At 37.8% G+C, this 18,893-nt stretch carries 14 protein-coding genes; 8 read left to right on the forward strand and 6 right to left on the reverse strand.

The annotated features are described in order from the left end of the window. From ACK1I8_RS15530 to htpG, 6 genes are all read left to right on the forward strand, one after another. On the forward strand, window positions 1-3,111 hold the full coding sequence (locus ACK1I8_RS15530; protein ID WP_412466240.1) for an efflux RND transporter permease subunit: 3,111 nt from the start codon (window positions 1-3) through the stop codon (window positions 3,109-3,111). Between the two features lies 1 nt (window position 3,112). Next, window positions 3,113-4,423 carry a TolC family protein gene (locus tag ACK1I8_RS15535; RefSeq protein ID WP_412466241.1) on the forward strand — a complete coding sequence of 437 codons (1,311 nt, stop codon included), beginning with the start codon at window positions 3,113-3,115 and terminating at the stop codon, window positions 4,421-4,423. A 244-nt stretch (window positions 4,424-4,667) separates the two neighbouring features. Further along, on the forward strand, window positions 4,668-5,531 hold the full coding sequence (locus ACK1I8_RS15540; RefSeq protein ID WP_412466242.1) for an N-acetylglucosamine kinase: 864 nt from the start codon (window positions 4,668-4,670) through the stop codon (window positions 5,529-5,531). 107 nt (window positions 5,532-5,638) lie between these two features. Then, on the forward strand, window positions 5,639-6,031 hold the full coding sequence (locus ACK1I8_RS15545; RefSeq protein ID WP_293790165.1) for a response regulator: 393 nt from the start codon (window positions 5,639-5,641) through the stop codon (window positions 6,029-6,031). A gap of 98 nt (window positions 6,032-6,129) precedes the next feature. Continuing rightward, a complete protein-coding gene (locus ACK1I8_RS15550) occupies window positions 6,130-6,867 on the forward strand; it encodes a DUF4241 domain-containing protein (protein WP_412466243.1) in 738 nt (245 codons plus the stop codon). A 243-nt stretch (window positions 6,868-7,110) separates the two neighbouring features. After that, on the forward strand, window positions 7,111-8,997 hold the full coding sequence (gene htpG / locus ACK1I8_RS15555) for a molecular chaperone HtpG (RefSeq protein ID WP_412466244.1): 1,887 nt from the start codon (window positions 7,111-7,113) through the stop codon (window positions 8,995-8,997). A 150-nt stretch (window positions 8,998-9,147) separates the two neighbouring features. Here htpG and ACK1I8_RS15560 read toward each other — a convergent pair whose 3' ends face one another. Together ACK1I8_RS15560 and ACK1I8_RS15565 are read right to left on the reverse strand one after the other, a co-directional pair. After that, window positions 9,148-9,630, reverse strand: a complete 483-nt coding sequence (locus tag ACK1I8_RS15560) for a type I restriction enzyme HsdR N-terminal domain-containing protein (protein WP_293790171.1) — start codon at window positions 9,628-9,630, stop codon at window positions 9,148-9,150. 21 nt (window positions 9,631-9,651) lie between these two features. Then, window positions 9,652-10,026, reverse strand: coding sequence for a hypothetical protein (locus ACK1I8_RS15565; RefSeq protein WP_412466245.1), 375 nt, complete (start codon window positions 10,024-10,026; stop codon window positions 9,652-9,654). A 374-nt stretch (window positions 10,027-10,400) separates the two neighbouring features. On the opposite strand from ACK1I8_RS15565, the gene ACK1I8_RS15570 reads away from it, so the two are divergent. After that, the gene (locus ACK1I8_RS15570; protein ID WP_412466246.1) at window positions 10,401-11,147 is read left to right on the forward strand and encodes a LytR/AlgR family response regulator transcription factor; all 747 of its coding nucleotides are present in this window, start codon (window positions 10,401-10,403) and stop codon (window positions 11,145-11,147) included. 252 nt (window positions 11,148-11,399) lie between these two features. Here ACK1I8_RS15570 and ACK1I8_RS15575 read toward each other — a convergent pair whose 3' ends face one another. Beyond that, complete coding sequence (locus ACK1I8_RS15575; protein WP_412466247.1) at window positions 11,400-11,549, reverse strand: hypothetical protein; 150 nt, start codon at window positions 11,547-11,549, stop codon at window positions 11,400-11,402. Window positions 11,550-11,694: 145 nt separating this feature from the next. On the opposite strand from ACK1I8_RS15575, the gene ACK1I8_RS15580 reads away from it, so the two are divergent. Next, window positions 11,695-12,810, forward strand: coding sequence for a sensor histidine kinase (locus ACK1I8_RS15580; protein WP_412466248.1), 1,116 nt, complete (start codon window positions 11,695-11,697; stop codon window positions 12,808-12,810). On the opposite strand, the gene ACK1I8_RS15585 is transcribed toward ACK1I8_RS15580, so the two are convergent. The 3 genes from ACK1I8_RS15585 to ACK1I8_RS15595 form a co-directional block, all read right to left on the reverse strand. Then, window positions 12,807-15,605, reverse strand: a complete 2,799-nt coding sequence (locus ACK1I8_RS15585; RefSeq protein ID WP_412466249.1) for a thiopeptide-type bacteriocin biosynthesis protein — start codon at window positions 15,603-15,605, stop codon at window positions 12,807-12,809. The two genes, ACK1I8_RS15580 and ACK1I8_RS15585, sit on opposite strands and share 4 nt — an antisense overlap. Before the next feature lie 202 nt (window positions 15,606-15,807). Further along, on the reverse strand, window positions 15,808-17,808 hold the full coding sequence (locus tag ACK1I8_RS15590; protein ID WP_412466250.1) for an OmpA family protein: 2,001 nt from the start codon (window positions 17,806-17,808) through the stop codon (window positions 15,808-15,810). A gap of 72 nt (window positions 17,809-17,880) precedes the next feature. Beyond that, window positions 17,881-18,882 (reverse strand): PorP/SprF family type IX secretion system membrane protein, encoded by a 1,002-nt coding sequence (locus ACK1I8_RS15595; protein ID WP_412466251.1) that lies wholly within the window; start codon window positions 18,880-18,882, stop codon window positions 17,881-17,883. Window positions 18,883-18,893 lie beyond the last annotated feature (11 nt).

Below are 18,893 nucleotides of genomic sequence, written 5' to 3' on the forward strand. Positions count from 1 at the left end.
ATGAGTATCTCCACTACGAGTATAAAACGGCCGGTGCTGGCCATTGTGATGAACCTGTTAATTGTTCTTTTTGGGATTATAGGTTATACTTTTCTGGGTGTCCGAGAGTACCCGTCCATTGATCCGACCGTAGTTTCGGTAAGAACCTCTTATCCTGGAGCCAATGCTGATATTATCGAATCACAAATTACCGAACCTTTAGAAAAATCGATCAATTCTATTGATGGGATCAGAAATATCTCCTCATCTAGTAACCAGGGGGCAAGTAATATTACCATAGAGTTTAACCTTGACAAAAACATTGAAGAGGCCGCAAATGATGTACGTGATAAAGTATCGCAGGCAGCCAGAACTTTACCGAAAGATATAGACGGTTTACCTGTGGTAAGTAAAGCTGACGCCAACTCTGATCCGATTTTATCGATGACGATACAAAGCGATAAACGCAATACACTTGAATTAAGTGATTTTGCCGAAAACGTCATTGCCGATCGGATCCAAACCATTCCGGGGGTAAGTAGTGTGCAAATCCAGGGGCAAAGGAAATATGCCATGCGCATCTGGATGGATCCGAATAAACTCAGTGCTTACGGCTTAACCTCGCAGGATATCGTTACGGCCTTAGATAACGAAAACGTAGAACTCCCATCCGGAAAAATCACCGGGGCTACTACGGAACTAACAGTTAAAACCTTAGGAAAACTTACCAACGAAAGTCAGTTTAACAACTTAATCTTAAAAGCCGACAGTAACCAGGTAGTTAAACTCAAAGATGTAGGTTTTGCAGTTTTAGGGCCGGAAAATGAAGAAACCATTCTGCGCGAGTCGGGTAAACCGATGGTGGCCATTGCCATTATTCCGCAGCCGGGCGCTAATTACCTGGATATCAGCAAAGAATTTTACAAACGTTTTGATAAGTTAAAAGCCGATATCCCGCAGGATATCAAATTAAAAGTGGCATTAGATAATACCCTTTTTATCAAACGTTCGGTAACCGAAGTGGCCGAAACTATTGGCTTATCGCTAGTATTGGTAATTTTAATCATCTACCTCTTTTTTAGAGATTGGGCCATCGCCTTCAGGCCTTTGATCGACATCCCTGTATCCCTGATTTTCACCTTCTTTATCATGTATGCCTTTGGCTTCTCCATAAACGTATTAAGTTTATTGGCCATTGTACTGGCTACGGGTTTGGTTGTGGATGATGGTATTGTGGTTACCGAAAATATCTTTAAAAAGGTCGAAGAAGGGATGTCGCCCTTTGAGGCAGCCATTAAAGGGTCTAACGAAATCTTTTTCGCGGTAATTTCGATCTCCATTACCCTTGCAGCCGTATTCTTACCTGTAATTTTTTTACAAGGCTTCGTTGGTCGCTTATTTAGAGAGTTCGGTGTAGTAATAGGTGCTGCAGTATTGGTATCTGCCTTTGTATCACTTACCCTGACGCCAATGTTAAATGCCTATCTGATGAAAAAGGGCGGCCATAAACCATCCCGATTTTACAACTGGACCGAACCCTATTTTGTAAAATTGAATGATGCCTACGGATCGAACCTGAATAAATTTTTAGCTAAAAGATGGCTTTCGGCGCCGATTATCCTGGTTTGTATGGGGCTTATTTTTCTTTTCTGGAAGATATTACCGAAAGAAACTGCTCCATATGATGACAGAAGTGCAATTAACATTAATGTATCTACACCTGAGGGTGCTTCATTTGCCTATACGGATAAGTTTATCATGAAGCTTAATCAATTGGTGATTGATTCTGTTCCGGAAAAAAATGTGAACATTACCATCACTTCGCCAAGTTTTGGTGGATCTGGTGCAGTAAACTCTGGTTTTGTACGGATGGGCCTGACCAATCCGGAAACCCGTGAGCGTTCGCAAAAGGAGATTGCAGATATACTTACCCGGATAACTAAAAAATATACTGAAGGTAAAACCATTGTGAACCAGCAACCTACCATTTCAGTGGGGCGCCGCGGCGGCTTGCCGATCAGTTACATCATCCAGGCACAAAATTTTGAAAAGCTACGCGAGAAAATTCCATTGTTTATGGATGCTGTGGCCAAAGATCCAACATTTACCGTTTCAGATGTGAACCTGAAATTCAATAAACCTGAAATTAATCTTACCATCGACAGGGATAAAGCCAAAAACCTGGGTGTTTCTATTTCTGCTATTGCCCAAACCCTGAATTTAGGGTTGAGCGGACAAAGGTTCTCGTACTTTTTTATGAATGGAAAACAGTATCAGGTAATTGGTCAATTCGACCGCGGAGACAGAAAAGATCCGTTAGATTTAAGCTCCGTTTATGTCCGTAACGATAAAGGAGAATTGGTACAGCTTGATAACCTGGTAACCGCTAAAGAAGAAAGCAGTCCGCCACAATTATACCGCAACAACCGCTTTATTGCCGCTACCGTTTCGGCTGGTTTAGCACCGGGCAAAAGTATTGGCGAAGGTATTGATGCAATGGATGCCATTTCAAAAAAAGTATTGGACGAAACTTTTTCTACAGATTTAAGTGGAGAATCGCGCGATTTTAAGGAAAGTTCTTCCAATACCTTTTTCGCGTTCGGTCTGGCGCTACTCCTGGTATATTTAATTCTTTCAGCGCAGTTTGAGAGCTTTAAAGATCCGGTTATTATTATTTTAACCGTACCAATGGCCGTTGCAGGTGCATTTTTGTCTCTCTGGTTATGTGGGCAAAGCTGGAATATCTTTAGCCAGATTGGCACCATTATGCTGATTGGCCTGGTAACCAAAAACGGAATCTTAATTGTGGAGTTTGCCAACCAGCTTAAAGAAAAAGGCATTCCCATTCCAGAGGCCATCAGGGAAGCTGCAGTTTCGCGTTTACGCCCAATTTTAATGACCAGTTTGGCCATTGCCATTGGCGCGCTGCCTATTGCGCTTGCACTAGGTGCTGCGGCAAAAAGCAGAATGAGTATGGGAACCGTAATTGTAGGCGGAACCTTGTTCTCTCTGGTACTAACTTTATTTGTAATACCGGCTATTTACTCCTATTGGGCCAAACCTTACCAACCAAATCAAGAATTAAAAGAAGCCCGTCGTTTTGAACAGGAAGCTTTACATACAGAAGAATAAGATGAGCAAGAAATTAAAAATATTTATCCTGCTGATAAGCTTATCGCTTTCGGGTTTTGCACAAGAAAAGTTAAGCCTGAAAGAAGCCATTGCCATTGCTTTAGAGCATAATTACGACATCAAAATCAGTAAAAACCAGATCGATATCGCTAAAAACAATGCCAACATTGGCAATGCGGGCATGTTACCTAACCTAACCGGAAATTATACCAATGGCGGAAGTATCCAAAATACCCGGCAAAGTCCTGTAACAGGTCCAGACCGGGTAATTACCGGAGCAAAAAGTACCAATAACAGTTATGGCGCAGAATTAAACTGGACCGTTTTTGATGGTTTCCGCATGTTTGCCAATTACGATCGTTTAAAAGAACTGCAAAAACAAGGCGAATTAAATTCCCGTTTAACCATTTTAACCACTGTATCAGATGTCATTACAGCTTATTACGATATGGTAAGACAACAACAATTGGTTAGGGCGGCTGATAGCGCCATGGATGTTTCGGTCTTGCGTACCAATATTGCCAAAACAAAATTACAGCTTGGGCGTGGCTCTAAACTGGATGTATTAACTGCACAGGTTGATTACAATACGGATACCTCAAATTACCTGCAAATCAAAAATGCGCTACAGATAGCTAAAGTTCGTTTAAACCAATTAATGGTGCGGGATATCGGAACCACTTTTTCTGTTGCAGACAGCATTGATGTGGATAAAGGCATCTTATTCAGCAAGATGGCCGAAATGGCCGAAAAGCAGAACCCTGATGTACAGAATGCGTTTATCAATCAACGCATTGCTTCCTTAAATTTAAAATCCATCCGTGGGGCACGTTATCCCGCAGTTAGCCTGAACTCGGGTTACAGCAGGGCAAACAGTACCAGCCCAACAGGCTTTAACCAAAAATTTGCGGCCAATGGATTTACCTATGGCGTTACCGCGAGCATAAATTTATTTAATGGCTTTTTACAGCGCCAGCAAGAGCGCAATGCCAAAATAGAAATCGATAATTCGATCCTTAATCTGAACAAAACCAAGTTGGATGTGAATGCGCAGCTACTTACTGCCTACGAAAATTATAGTACCTATTTGGATCTGATTAAATTAGAACAGCGGAATGTAGATATTGCAAAGCAGAATTTAGATATCACTTTGGCAAAATACCGTTTGGGCAGTATAGCTCCGTTAGAACTGAGAGAGGCACAGCGTAATGCCATTGATGCACAAAACCGTTTCATCGAAATGCAATATCAGGCCAAAATAGCTGAAAACACTTTAAAAACAATTAGCGGGAGTATTGATTTGGTTAACTAACCACTGGCCCGTAAATTATCAGGTACATAAAGCATATAGCTAAATCATTTCTTATTGCCGGAAAAGCCACTTTTTAAATTAAAATCATATAATTTGCTGATTAATTGTCAAACTGCCTAAACAATTAGTGAAAAGTACTGCTCAAATATGTGCACCATGTTAAAACACCACCAATAAGCGTTAAAGGAGGTAACGAAATTATTTCAAATATAAAATGCTGTAATTAATTTTTATATTTAGTGCCATGATACTTGTTGCAGATAGTGGCTCATCAAAAACCGATTGGATGGGTTATCATAATGGCGAAACCATTAAATTTAGTACCCCTGGAATAAATCCTTATTTCTTAAGTGAACAAGAAATCACCAAGCTGATTTCTAAAAACGAACCCTTATTACAGTATGCCAATGAGGTAAAAGAGATCTACTTTTTTGGGGCTGGCTGTTCTTCTCCAGACAAACATGAAGTTGTTTCAAATGGTTTATCAGCTGTTTTCGGTAATGCTTTTATTTCCGTAGATCATGATCTTTTAGGTTCTGTATATGCTACCTGTGGAAACAGTGAAGGTTTAAACTGTATTTTAGGTACAGGATCTAATATCTGTTACTTCGACGGAAAAAAAATCCATGATGGCCACCATGGCCTGGGCTATGTTTTAGGTGATGAAGGTTCTGGAACTTTCTTTGGAAAAAAAGTGCTTTTAAGCTATCTGTATGGTAAAATGCCATCATCGTTAGCAGCAGAATTTAAGAAATCCTACCCTGCAGAAAAAGAGGAAATTATTACCAATGTTTATCAGAAACCTTTCCCCAACATCTACCTGGCAAGCTTTAGCCGCTTTATGGCCAACCATAGAGACCATCCTTTTATCCAGGAAATACTAAAAAATGGCTTTCAGGAATTTGTTGATACCAATATTAAAGATTACCCTAAACACAAAAGCGTACCCTGCCATTTTGTAGGCTCCATTGCCTACTATTATCAGGATGTGCTGATTTCGGTATTGGTAGAAAATGGTATTGAGCCGGGTAAAATTTTACAAAAGCCAATAGATGATCTTTTTAATTTCATTTTACATAAAGAAGGTATTGTACAGCAGGCCAGTTAAGTCAAAATATACTTTGCCTTAATAAATTGTTAAAATATGCTTAAGATTGTAAACATATACACAAAAAATTTTGTTATACTTTTAACAGCATATAATTGCACACACATATGAAGAGAATACTGGTAGTAGATGATGATATTGAGGTTTTAGAAACCATACAATTGATCCTAGAAATTGGAGGTTTTAAAGTTTCGGCACTAAATGACGGTGAGGAAATTTTCAACAGAATTGAAAAGTTTAATCCTGATTTAATTTTACTTGACATTTCTCTCGGACATATAGATGGTCGTGTATTATGTGAGCAGTTAAAATCTATTGAAAGCACTTCCAAAATTCCTATTCTGCTTATTTCCGGCTTGTACGATCAAAAAGATTTTACAACCTTAAATTATGGTCAGGATGATTTCTTATCAAAACCGTTCCAAATGGATGTGTTGCTTAAAAAGATTACTAAAATCCTTTCACTGGAAGAGGATAAACCAAGCTTTCTTTTAAATTAAATTTAATCACATATTAAAATATTTAGCCAAGAAACCTCAAATTTTCTTGGCTTCTTTGTTTTTGAAAAACTCATCTCTCAAACGAATCTGTCTTATCAATGATACCAAGCAACGAATGGTTAAAAACCTGGAACGAGAAGCGCGCACTGCTCACCTGCCCCAATTACCTGAACGATTATTTTGAAGAAACAGTTGTTGCCGGCAAAAAGATCGATCACCTCGAACTGGGAAGTGTTTCCATCCCCACAGGAGAAATTCTGGTTAGAGATCCATTGGTATACATTCAAAGAGATGCCGAACCTTATCTGATTAAAGTTCCTACAGGCGAATTCCCGGTAACTGCTGCTGTAATTGTGCCTGAAAATGAAGATTGTGCACGTTATGCTGCCGTTAAAGTACAGTTTTCAGCTTATGATGCCGTACGTTTTGAAGAGGCATTAATTGGAACGGAAGATCTTGTTAATTTTAATGAAGGAGAATTTTTCGGTTTTAATGTAGATGCAGGCTTAGCTTGCGTACTGGATAGAGAAACTTTAAAACATTTTTGTGCATTCCAAGAAACATTTCACAAAGAGAATCCGGGCAAAAACTTATATGATGATTATTTCGCTAAACTTTTTGCTGATAATTATGCCCAAAACTCCGATTACCAACGTGAAGATGGCGATTGGATAAACTGGAACATACCGGGAACCGATTATCACATTCCATTTTTTCAAAGTGGTTTTGGCGATGGTGTATACCCTGTTTATTATGGTTTTGATGTAGAAGGCAAGGTATGTTCTCTGATAATCCAATTTATTGATATTGAATTGGCCTATGGTGAAGAAGAATAGCGGTCACTATGCTGTCCGTGATACACCGGTCACGTAATCAGCATAGAGCGATAGAAGAATATTATAAATAATAGCAACAGACAGGGTTTTTAAGCCTATTATATTAAGAATTCCCAATCAGGTTGGAAATCACGCTTCCCCACACTACATCTTCCAGCTTAGCTGCATCTGTCATTTTGGCAAACAATTTCTTTTGGAACAACCCTTGATATGCAGGATGTAGATTAAACAATTTATTTACATATGAGCATACAGGAAAAAGGAAATATTTCTATACATACTGAGAATATTTTCCCGATAATTAAGAAGTTTTTATACTCTGATAACGAAATTTTTCTTCGTGAACTGGTTTCTAACGCAGTAGATGCCGTTCAGAAAATCAAAAGACTAGCTTCATTAGGGCAGTTTAACGGGGAAGTTGGCGCACCACTGGTACAAGTTGCGGTTGATAAGGATGCAAAAACCATTACCATTAGCGACAATGGTTTGGGAATGACAGCTGAAGAGATTAAGAAGTACATCAACCAGGTTGCTTTTTCTGGCGCAAGTGAGTTTGTAGAGAAATTTAAAGATGCAAAAGATGCCAACGAAATCATCGGTAAATTTGGACTAGGCTTCTATTCGGCCTTTATGGTTGCTGATTTGGTTGAAATTCAAACTTTATCTTACCAGGATGGCGCTGAGCCTGCCCGTTGGGTTTGCGATGGAAGTACAGAATTTGAAATTACAGCCGGTAACAAAACTACCCGCGGTACTGATATTATCCTCCATGTAAACAAAGATTCTGAAGAGTTTTTAGAAGAAAGTAAACTACAGGAAATCCTTAATAAATATGCTAAATTTCTACCTGTTCCCATTAAATTTGGTACTAAAACCGAATCGGTAGAAGATGGCGTAGATGAAGAAGGCAAAAAGAAGTATAAGGATGTGGAAGTTGATAACATCATCAACACCACCAACCCGATCTGGACAAAAGCTCCTGCAGATTTGTCAGACGAGGATTATTTAAGCTTTTACCGTGAGTTATACCCTTTTAGTGAAGAACCATTATTCTGGATCCACCTAAATGTTGATTATCCATTTAATTTGACAGGTGTACTGTATTTCCCTAAGTTGAAAAACGATTTTGAAATGCAGCGTAACAAAATTAAATTGTACTCCCGCCAGGTATTTATTACCGACGAGGTTAAAGATATTGTTCCTGAATTTTTAATGCTATTGCATGGCGTAATTGATTCTCCGGATATTCCACTAAATGTATCGCGCAGTTTCCTGCAGGCCGATAGCAATGTTAAAAAGATCAATAACTACATTACTAAAAAGGTTGCGGATAAACTAGCTGAGCTATTTGCCAAAGACCGTAAAGCTTACGAAGATAAATGGAAAGACATTGGTCTTTTTGTTAAATATGGTATGATCAGCGAGGAGAAGTTTTACGATAAAGCCAAAGATTTCGCTTTAGTTGGCAACACTAAAAATGAGCTTTATACCCTTCCTGAATATAAAGAAAAAGTAAGCGCATTACAAACGGATAAAAATGGCACTGTAGTATATTTATATACGAATGATGCTGCAAAACAAGATGCGTTTATACAATCAGCCAATAAAAAAGATTATGATGTTCTGGTATTAGATTCGCCAATCGACAATCACTTTATTAATCAGTTGGAACAAAAATTAGAGAAAACATCAATTAAACGTGTCGACTCTAGCGTTGTAGATAAATTAATTGAGAAAGATGAGCAGAATGAGCATGTTTTAAATGAAGATCAGGTAAAAGAAGTAACGGCTATTTTCGAAAAAGCCATTACCAAACCGGGCATGCACGTAGAAGTTGTAGCTTTACACCCAGATGAGCTTCCGGTTACGATTACCATGGATGAATTTATGCGCCGGATGAAAGACATGGCTGCAATGGGTGGTGGAATGAATTTTTATGGCCAAATGCCAGACAATTATAAAGTTGCCATTAACGGGAACCATAAATTGGTAGGCAAAATTTTAAATGCCGAAGGCGAAGAACAGCAAAACCTGGCTAAACAAGCGGTAGATTTAGCACTTTTAGCACAAGGTATGTTAACCGGGGCAGAGTTAACTGCCTTTGTAAGCAGAAGCGTAGAATTAATTTAGCCAAAAAAGCCAGTTATAATTTAAAAAGGCCCTATCATAAATGTAATTTATGATAGGGCCTTTTTTCTTTTACATAAGGGTAAAAAAAAAGTCCTGACAAGCAAGACTTTTACAGCGTTTTCGGTAACGCTTATATTAACTTTAAAAGCTTTAGTTGGCTTTTTGATCTACATTGAAATAATCCTTATGATCTTCGATCATTTTTGCAATAATTGCCGCTTTGGTATCAGTTATTTTAAATTCGAACAACGGCTCTTGATTTTTCTTTGATCTCACCATCTTCTCTGTATAAAAACGATATACCAAACCATTGGTTAATAAACCATATTTAGCTTTTGTTTTGCGAAAATATTTAGATAAGCGCGAATCGTGGATATCCAGATTATCATTGTGATGTTTACATTCAACAAGAATTGTCGGCTCGCCATCTTTCATGATAGTGTAATCGACTTTTTTACTTTTTTTAACCCCGAAGTCTAAAACAGCGTCAGATTGAACCTCAGAAGGATCAAATCCTAAGATTTGGATAAAAGGCATAACCAACGCATTCCTTGTTAAATCTTCAGATTGAACTTGTGGAAGCATTTTTTTAATTCTTACGGCAAATTGCCCGATTTCGTCTTTCAATTCCATATTGTTATCTATTATAGGTAGTTAATTTTTTAAATGATATTGGTTAAATACCGAATTTGCAGTTGCTATAATCTGATCTAAGCTCTGTTTGTCAAAAAAGTTCCTGTTCAACATATCAACCATATAGGTTAATTTATTGATATCATTTGCCTCCATGGTAAACTGAAAACTTTTCATGCCATCTTTTATAGCCTGTTGAACATAATTACGTACAACCAAAAAAGATTTCCTAAATGCATATTCACCATCTAATTGCCCCTCAACAGGCTGCTGTCCGTTAAGATTGCTATATTCATTTTGCATTCTCTGATAAATATCTGAGTTGATTCCTTGATTTTCCAGAATGCCCTTGTAGTAGATTTTGTTAAGTAAATATTCGTATTCGTTGTTTTTCATGTGGATAACTGGTGGATGTAGGGGAATATTTCTTTTGCTTTTCGGTATTTCTTTTTTAAGTTCTCGCTATCTAACCCAGTGTTGTATGGCCTGTTTTTAATATTATTATCTACAGGCTACACAAGATTGGGCAGGCAGATGTTTTACAATTAGTAATTTTCAACTACTAATTATTTGTTTTTGGCAAACAGTATAAAGATTATAAAAAGAAGGGGTGCATATAATTTTTTTACATGAACCACCCAGAATATTACACGAAACCTGGGTTTGTTATAGGCAAAACCAGTAGATAAGTTTTTTTGAGGTGCAATTGTTAATTCAACTCATTTTTATTTAACTTGCATACAAATCATGTAAACCAACAAATTTTACTCATGAATCTAAAATGCGTTGTTATAGACGACGAGCAACATGCGATTGAAGTATTGACTGACCACATTGCAGAAATGCCTGGTTTAAGCGTTTTTAAAACTTTTACCAGCCCTGTCCAGGCACTTACCGAAATAAGTATCGAAGACGAGATTGATTTATTGTTTATGGACATTGATATGCCAGGAATAAATGGATTAGAACTGGCTAAAAACATCAGGGAAAAAGCAAAGTATTTGATTTTTACAACTGCGCATCCTGATTATGCCCTGCAAGCATTTGACGTACAGTCAGATCAGTACTTATTAAAACCTATTTCTTTTGCAAAATTTGCATTGGGTATTGATAGGATTTTAAAAAAGGAATCAACCAATAATAGCAAGGCTACAGCAAAAGAAGCTGAACAGGTTGCTGCACTTTATATCAAAGGCGACCACAAATATGCTTTTTCCAACATTGCTATCGATGAAATACTTTACATCAAGGCCCTGCAAAATTATATACAGATTATTACGAAATCTGAGATCCATACAACATACCTGACACTTAAGGAAATTGAAAAGGCTTTGGAAAACCACGCATTTATCCGTGTCAATAAATCAAATATTGTTGCCAAGGCAGCAATCAAAAAAGTAGATGGAAATATAATCCGCCTCGTCAATAACGAGATGATACAAATTGGAGAAGGTTATAAAGAAGCTTTCTTTGCCTATGTACAGAGCAGTTTATTAAAATCGAACCGGAATCACTAGTTGACAGCATCGCCCCGACTTCTCGTTATACGAAGTAATCGTGTTCGGAAATTACAATCCAAAAATTAGACTTGTCATTACCGTATGACTCTGATCTCCTGTTGGGTTAGTGGAGAAATTGTTTTGGGCTTTAATGTTTTTATAAACAAAAACAGTTTTTTTAGCAAGTTTTGCAGATGGGTTTGTATGTTGAGCTTTCATGTTAATAATGCTTAAATATGATAATATTTCGTTAAAAAAGTGAGGATAAGATTAAAGTGCTACAATAAAACTTGTCATTACCGTGTGACTTTGATCTCCTGTTGGGTTAGTAGTAAAGTTGTTTTGAGCTTTAACATTTTTATAGACGAAAACAGTTTTTTTAGCAAGTTTCGCAGAAGGATTTGTGTGTTGAGCTTTCATAATATATAGTATTTAATTTTTTGTTATTATCGTTGTGATTAAGTTCTGTAAAGATGCACCTCAAAGTTAGACACGGCCAATTTTTTACACAAACCCCTGCTTTTGGGAGATAAAAACCCCATTTTAATAGATTAAAAAGAAAAAAATGAGCTTTTTGCATTTAAAAAAATTCTACGAAAAGTATAAGTTTCACCTGTTGGTATGGAGTCTTTATATCATTTATGAGGTATTTATTCTTGGTTTGGCCACCAACAGATTTAGAGAACCAGGAGCGTACCTGCTGGTTTATATAGTTAATATTCTTACGTTTTATGTATATGGTTTTTTTCTTAAAAAAATAATCAAAAGCGGATCTATCCCCATAAAAATCTTAAAGATCACCGCACTTATTATCTTAATGATTTTTGCATACGTAGTTTCTACATTTCTCCTGATCATCCTGTTCGAGCAACTTAGGTTAATTGAAGCAAATCCATCCAGGTCCTTAAACAGGGAGTTCATATTACCGTGCATCTATCGATCCATATTATATATCGGTTACTCTACCGGCTACATATACGTAGTTAAATCATTTCAGGATCAGAAAAAAGTGGAAGCACTGGAGCGGCAGAATTTGGTTACCCAAATAGAGAAACAGGCTTTAGAAAATGATCTTGTTCAGTCGCAAAATAACTATCTGCGCAGTCAGATCAATCCGCACTTTCTATTTAATACCTTAAACTTTATCTATAATGATGCCCGCAAAAAGGCGCCGATGGCTGCTGATGCAATCATGAACCTGGCAGAGATGATGCGTTATGCATTAAAGCGCCCTGAAGCATCAGAAATGGTGTCACTAAGTGAAGAAATTGAGCAGATTGAACACCTGATCAACCTGCATAAACTTCGTACAGCTAATACCATTAATCTGGACCTTAAAGTAACAGGCGATCTGTTCGGATTAAAATTTCCACCGCTCATTTTGCTAACGCTGGTTGAAAATATATTTAAGCATGGAAATGTTTCGCACTCTACCCAGCCAGCGATTATTAAGATTGCTTACGAAAACGACAAGCTGAACATCAGCACCATCAATATGGTTAACGACAATAAAGGTAAACAAACAGAAAGCCACCATGTAGGGATTGACAATATTTGTAAACGCCTGAATAGCTTTTACGGTGATGATTATATATTCAATTATTATCAAGATCCGCTTAACCGCTATATTACTGAAATAGAGGTAACAGTAGTTAATCCATTGGCCAGGCTAAACCGTTAAATTTTAGTCGCATTCTGGCGCTGGATATCTTTTAGCAGAAAATAGTACATCACCATTTCATGTGTTCGCTGATCTTTACTAAAAAGCCGGTTTACGTGCATATGCATTAAATCAGTCAATAGCTTTAATGCATTTTCTGGAGCACATTGTTCAAGAGTTTTGATGAACGAACCAGAGAACAGGCTAAACTTCTGCTCTTGCTCTGCAGTTAAAACTGTCCATTCTGTTTTCCGAAATTCCTGATAATGTATATTTAGTTGCTTAAAATCGGTTGCATCTAACCTATGCTCCTCATTAAAGTTATCAGACATCAATCTCACGATCTTATTAATGGCTAACTTATCCAAAATGTTAGATTCGGCAATCCTGGAAAATAAAATGCTGCACCATCTATATTTATTAAAATCATCGGTTTGTGTTTCCAAAAGTGATAATACAAATTCACTATCTATAGAAAAGTGCTGTTCTACCTCTTCGATCATATTACTGCCATAACGTTCCAATTCACGCTTGTAGGTTTTGATCTGTACATCGGATACCAAACCTGAATTTAAGAATAGTTCCAGATCATCCATCAATTTTGATACTAACAGCTGTCCATCCTTTGGATTGTTGAGCTGTACCCTAAACCTGATGTGGTTTCCATTTTCATTGTATCGGATAAAAAACCATGATTTTACCTGATCTGTATAATTGTTCAGGAAAGGCGTTATTACGGCTGTCAAAATCTGATCACTCCGTTGCTGGTGGCAATAAATTTCGAAATATAGCCATTCTTTACCTGGCAGAAAATAACGCGTAATACCATTATTTTCAGGCGATTGAGCCAAGCCACGATAAATTTGTTCGCTATGGCCTATGCTTAAAACAAATTGCGCTAAATAGGGCTTAGCCGCTTCATCAACTACGATGTTATTTCGGGGCATTACCATTTCTTCAACATATGTATCGCCATGTTTTTGCGCATATTGCAGAAAAGCATTAATATCATCATCGTTTTGCAGGGCAAAACATAAAGTCTGATCGGACATACCGGCCTTGAAATACTCGCTAACACCTAAATTATTCAGGTATGATCTGCATGCTGTGATGGATATCAATCCTTGATCAGCTGTTAACAGCGCTTCTTTTTTAATTTTCCATTTGTTGCTGCTTAAAACTATATTTTGATATTGCAACCTTGGATAATAATCGAGATCAGGGATAATGGCATCGAGCGGAAAGGAAAGATTGGTTTGCAAGCCCTGATGCTGCAGATCGCACAACAGCCTAAATACAGAAAGATCTGAACGGATGTAATTATAGGCAGAGGCCATTCTTGGCACCAACCGTTTATTTAACTGCCTGGAGCGAAGGACAATTTCGGTACCCTTAACCGAAATCTGTATATCATTTAATGCAAGTGGCGCCGCTGAGGTATCGAAATTTAAAATTGACAATTGATGCCCGTAGATTAATTTCCGCCGGTTTACATTATCTACGTTAGCTTCTACCATATAGGCCACATCAAAAAACAAAACGTCGGGATTTGCCTCTTGTTCTGCGGTGGCAATGGCCTTTGCATAATTGGTTACACCATCATCGGCCATGGTAAATCTTCCGCTTAACGCATTGGAGGTTACGCCTCCAATCTGCTCTACAAAAACCAGGTCGTCGTGAACTGACATGACCATACTAAATGAATTGGGTAAGGATGCCCTTTTCTGATTCTGCGCCAAGGCGAGTTTGTTCAGATAAATAGCTTTGCCTTTTTCAAATTGCGGTTCGGTAAGATGGCTTTTTAATGCGGTTTTAATATTTTCTATTTCGGCTTTTTGAGACGGCTTATTAATAAATCGTGTGATAAAGTCGCTGTGTTGACCGGATTGCTCCAACTCGTCGTAGCCTACGCCAATCTCAGGATCCAGTGCCAATAATAATGGTACTTCCTGATCTTCGAATTTCTTCCTAAACCTAACCTGAAACTGACCAAGGGCATCACGACCTTTTACAGGCATGATGTTTTGGAGCATATTGATCAAACCTGGAACAGCCTGAAGCAAACGTTCATTTATACATCCAGACACGGCTTTACGTTGCGCAATAAGATATTTTGGCAAATCGGCCGTAGTGCTTAAGCCTAAACGTTCAAAATAATCATCTCCTATAATGTTAGGATCGTAGTTGGTAAAAACAAGCTGCAAATCGTGCATATCCTGCAGCAAAGCAAAAAGATTCTGGCTTTCTGTAGCATCTAAGTTTAATTGTTTTACCAGATCGTTAACCCGGACCGGCTTTAAGCAGGCAGCTAATATTTGTTGTACAAAGTCGTTTTGATCTAATTCAGCCAGTTCGAAAACACCATCTGCACAAGCTATATACCGGATACTATTGGGCGTTAAGTAATAGCTGCTGTTGCTAAACAGCAAACAGTTCTTTAGCAACAGATCTGCCAATGGCAATGGAATATTATTCTTGTAAGGCCAATCAATCAGTTCGCGTACTTTTTGCGCCTCTTCAATCACTATGCCGCTTTCGGCCGGTTTAATGGCATCATTTAGCAAGGTAAAACCAGCGAAAGTACCATAAGGAGTCGACCGGAATTTCGCACGATTGAAATATTTCCAAATGGTATAATAGATCTTTGGCGGAAGATTTTGGACTTCGTTTGCCTTTACTTCTTTTATCGTTTCATAAAAAGCTGCAGAAGATATGGAAATAGCCTCCTTTAATTCCTCCCAACAATCTGCCAGTTCGGATTGATAAGAAAATTTAGGTGTTCTGAAAATTACGGTTGGCTGGATATTGATCTTCATTGCGTTTAAGTGATAAGGCGAAAATTACAAAGATTAATTCAATTATCAGTTTTCAGTTCACAATTGTTGCTTATCAGTTTATGATTAATCTCAACATACAACATCTGCAGGAATAAATGAATACAAAAAAGTTTCCCCCTTAATACCCAAAAAAAAGCCATCTTCTTTTTGGGAAGATGGCTCATCGGGATGATCATATATCTTATTTTTTGGTTACTTTAAATTCTGTTCTCCTGTTTTTTGCTCTTCCTTCAGGATTATCCTTTTTCTTGCGCCTTACGATAATTTCATTCGGTGCAATCGGCATTGATTCTCCGTATCCTTTAGAAGTCATTCTAGCCGCAGCAATTCCTTTACTTTCCAAATAATCTGTACAGGATTTTGCCCTTCTATTTGATAAATCCAGGTTATATTCATCCTTTCCGATATTATCGGTATGAGAACCAAGTTCGATTTCCATTTCAGGATTATCTTCCATAATTGGGATGAGAAAGTCTAACACTTTTTCAGAAGCTTCGGTAAGTTCAGCACTGTTAAATTCATAATAAACATTTTCCAAAGTTATTGGTATACCCAATTTAAAAGGGCTTAAGCAATAATCTTTATCAATCAGGGTATCTGCTTTTGCAAGTTCTTCGTAAGGATGGTTTTTTGTAATGGAGAAATAATCATCCTTTGTAAAAAGCAATTTAACTGGTCTTTTCGAATCAACCGTAAACCTGTAAATACCATCGCTTCCTGTAGTTATTTTCTGCGATCCCTCTGCATTGGTTAAAGTTACATAGGCACCTGCCAAAGGCAATTTAGTTTTACAATCTGTTAAAACACCTGTGATAGAAAAGTATTCTTTTTTAATTTCAAATACTTCTAAACAGCAAGATGATTCGCGATCAGAACTGATGTAACCTGTTGTTCCTTTATCATCAGTTGCGGTAAAATAAAGATCATCCTTTGATGAATTGAAGGGATATCCCATATTTTTAGGGCTAGACCAATTTACAAGATCGCCTTCTGACTCAAAAAAATCAAGACCACCGAAACCGATACGCCCGTCGGTACTGAACAATAGCTTTTTAGTTAGGGAATTATAATAAGGTGCGCGCTCATCATCTTCGGTATTAATGGAAGGGCCAAAATTTACAGCCTGACCTAACGAACCATCTTCCCGTAAAGCACAATACCAAAGATCGAATTTGCCATAGCCACCACTTCTATCGGATGAGAAAAGCAGGAACTTACCATCGCTGGTAACAAAAGGTTGCGACGAATTAAAGTCTTTGCTGTTCACCTGTAAGCCTACAGGTTGTGGATCTGTCCATTTATCTCCCGTTTTTTTGGAAGAGTAAATAGCATATTTTTCTTTATCCTTCCAAGCAGTAAAGTACATCGTATTTCCGTCGGGCGTAAAAGTAGCCGCGGCAATTTCCATGTTTCTAGGAAAATTGAAATCAACTTTTCTTATGGCAACATCAGCTGAGTTTAAATCGCTTTTAGCACTATAAATATTATTGATAAACGGGTTTGATTTAGTTGATACCTGAATCTCTCCGGCAGCTGTTTTAACCATATCTCTTTTACTCCCTACAGCAACCGGGCGGGATGATGTGAAATAGAACTCGTTATTGATGCTGACAGGCGCATAATTAGATCCTAAACCATTTACATCAGCTGGTACTTTTTTAACCTGCACCATACGAGGAAAACGCATTTCTTCGAGCGCAAATTTACACGACTCAATTTCCTTTTTGGCATCTTTAGCTAAAACATCGCCAGGGTTTTTCTGAATGAATTGTTGAAAAGCATCAATTGCCTGGTTAAACTTTTTATTTGCCCTTAAACTTTCAGCATAATAAAATAAGGCCTTTCTGAAACGTGTATTGGTAAAGGTTATGGCTATAGCATAATATTTTTCAGCCTCATAAAATTCCCGGTAAAGCCTGCTAGATTCTGCGAGGTTATAAATCGATCCTTCATAATCTTCTATCGCTTTATCATCACCGGCTGATTTTCTTTCTTTACCGTATGGTAAAATAGCCTGTGTACTATCGCCGGTAATTTTTAAGGCCTTTTTATAAAAAGTTGATGCAGCATAGTAATCCTTATTTTCGAAATAAGTATCTGCAACCTTTTTATAGTTTACCACATACTGTGCGTTTGCAAAACTGCCAAATGCCACTAACAAAAAGAGTAATATTTTTTTCATCTTTTTAAACCTTTTTTCAAATGGTGATGAAGCCATCATGATCTGAAAATCATCATGGCTTCATTTGATTAATTATAAACGTGGGCAAAAGAAGTTCGGACCAATGATACCGTTACGGCCGATCAGTGATATGGAAAGCTCCAACCCACCGTTACTGTTTGATGCACGATTAAAAGAAGAAGTATTTACATCATAGCTTAATCCGAAAACCATATTCTTTAACTGTAAACCGACAAAAGCAATTGCAGCATCTTTATTACGATAGTTGCCCCCAAACAGAATATTAGCTGATGGATTAACGTTAAGCTGGGCATAAGCGCCTAGCAAAACTTCGTCTGTATTACCCTGATACATGAACATGGCATTGGGTACGATATCCAATAATTCTGAAGCCCTGATCCGTGCACCGCCATGCGCAGTAAAACGAACAGGAATGCGTGAATTTGTACCGGAGAAACGATCCATAGGCCTGGTTAAATGCGCTGCACTGGCACCCAAGAAAACATTCACATTCTTGTTCGGATCACCATCAAAGAACATAATACCTGCGTTTACATCAGGAACCAAAGATGATTGAGATGAAAGTGTTTCGCCGCTCATCATGCCACCATCATAACCCGAAATTGGATTAAACTGATTACCAAACCTGGCCTGAGAGAAATCGAAACTACGGTTAATGATACCGGCCTGTAAGCCAAAGCTCACCATCTGTAAACCCTCGGCACCAAACCTTAAACGGTACGAACCTGATACCAAAGCAGATAAGTAGTTAAAATCCAATTCTCCGGCCCTTTGGTTTAAAACAGTTGCGCCAAATGCGAAGTTCTTTTTCGGAGCCATATCAAATGATGCGCCACCGGTTAAAAAAGAGCTATTTAATGCGCTCCATTGTTGTTTAAAATTTACAGTTGCACGGTAATCACCATCTATTACCCCGGTTAAGGCCGGGTTGAGGTATAAGGGATTTGCATAATATTGTGAAAAATGGGGATCAGTTTGTGCAAAGGACTTAGCTGTAAACAGTAGCGATACCAGCACTGCAACATATATTTTTAAAGCCGATAGTATTTTCATGGTCTTTGATT

Origin of the sequence: Pedobacter sp. KLB.chiD (genome assembly GCF_047040275.1) — a bacterium.
GTDB lineage: Bacteria > Bacteroidota > Bacteroidia > Sphingobacteriales > Sphingobacteriaceae > Pedobacter.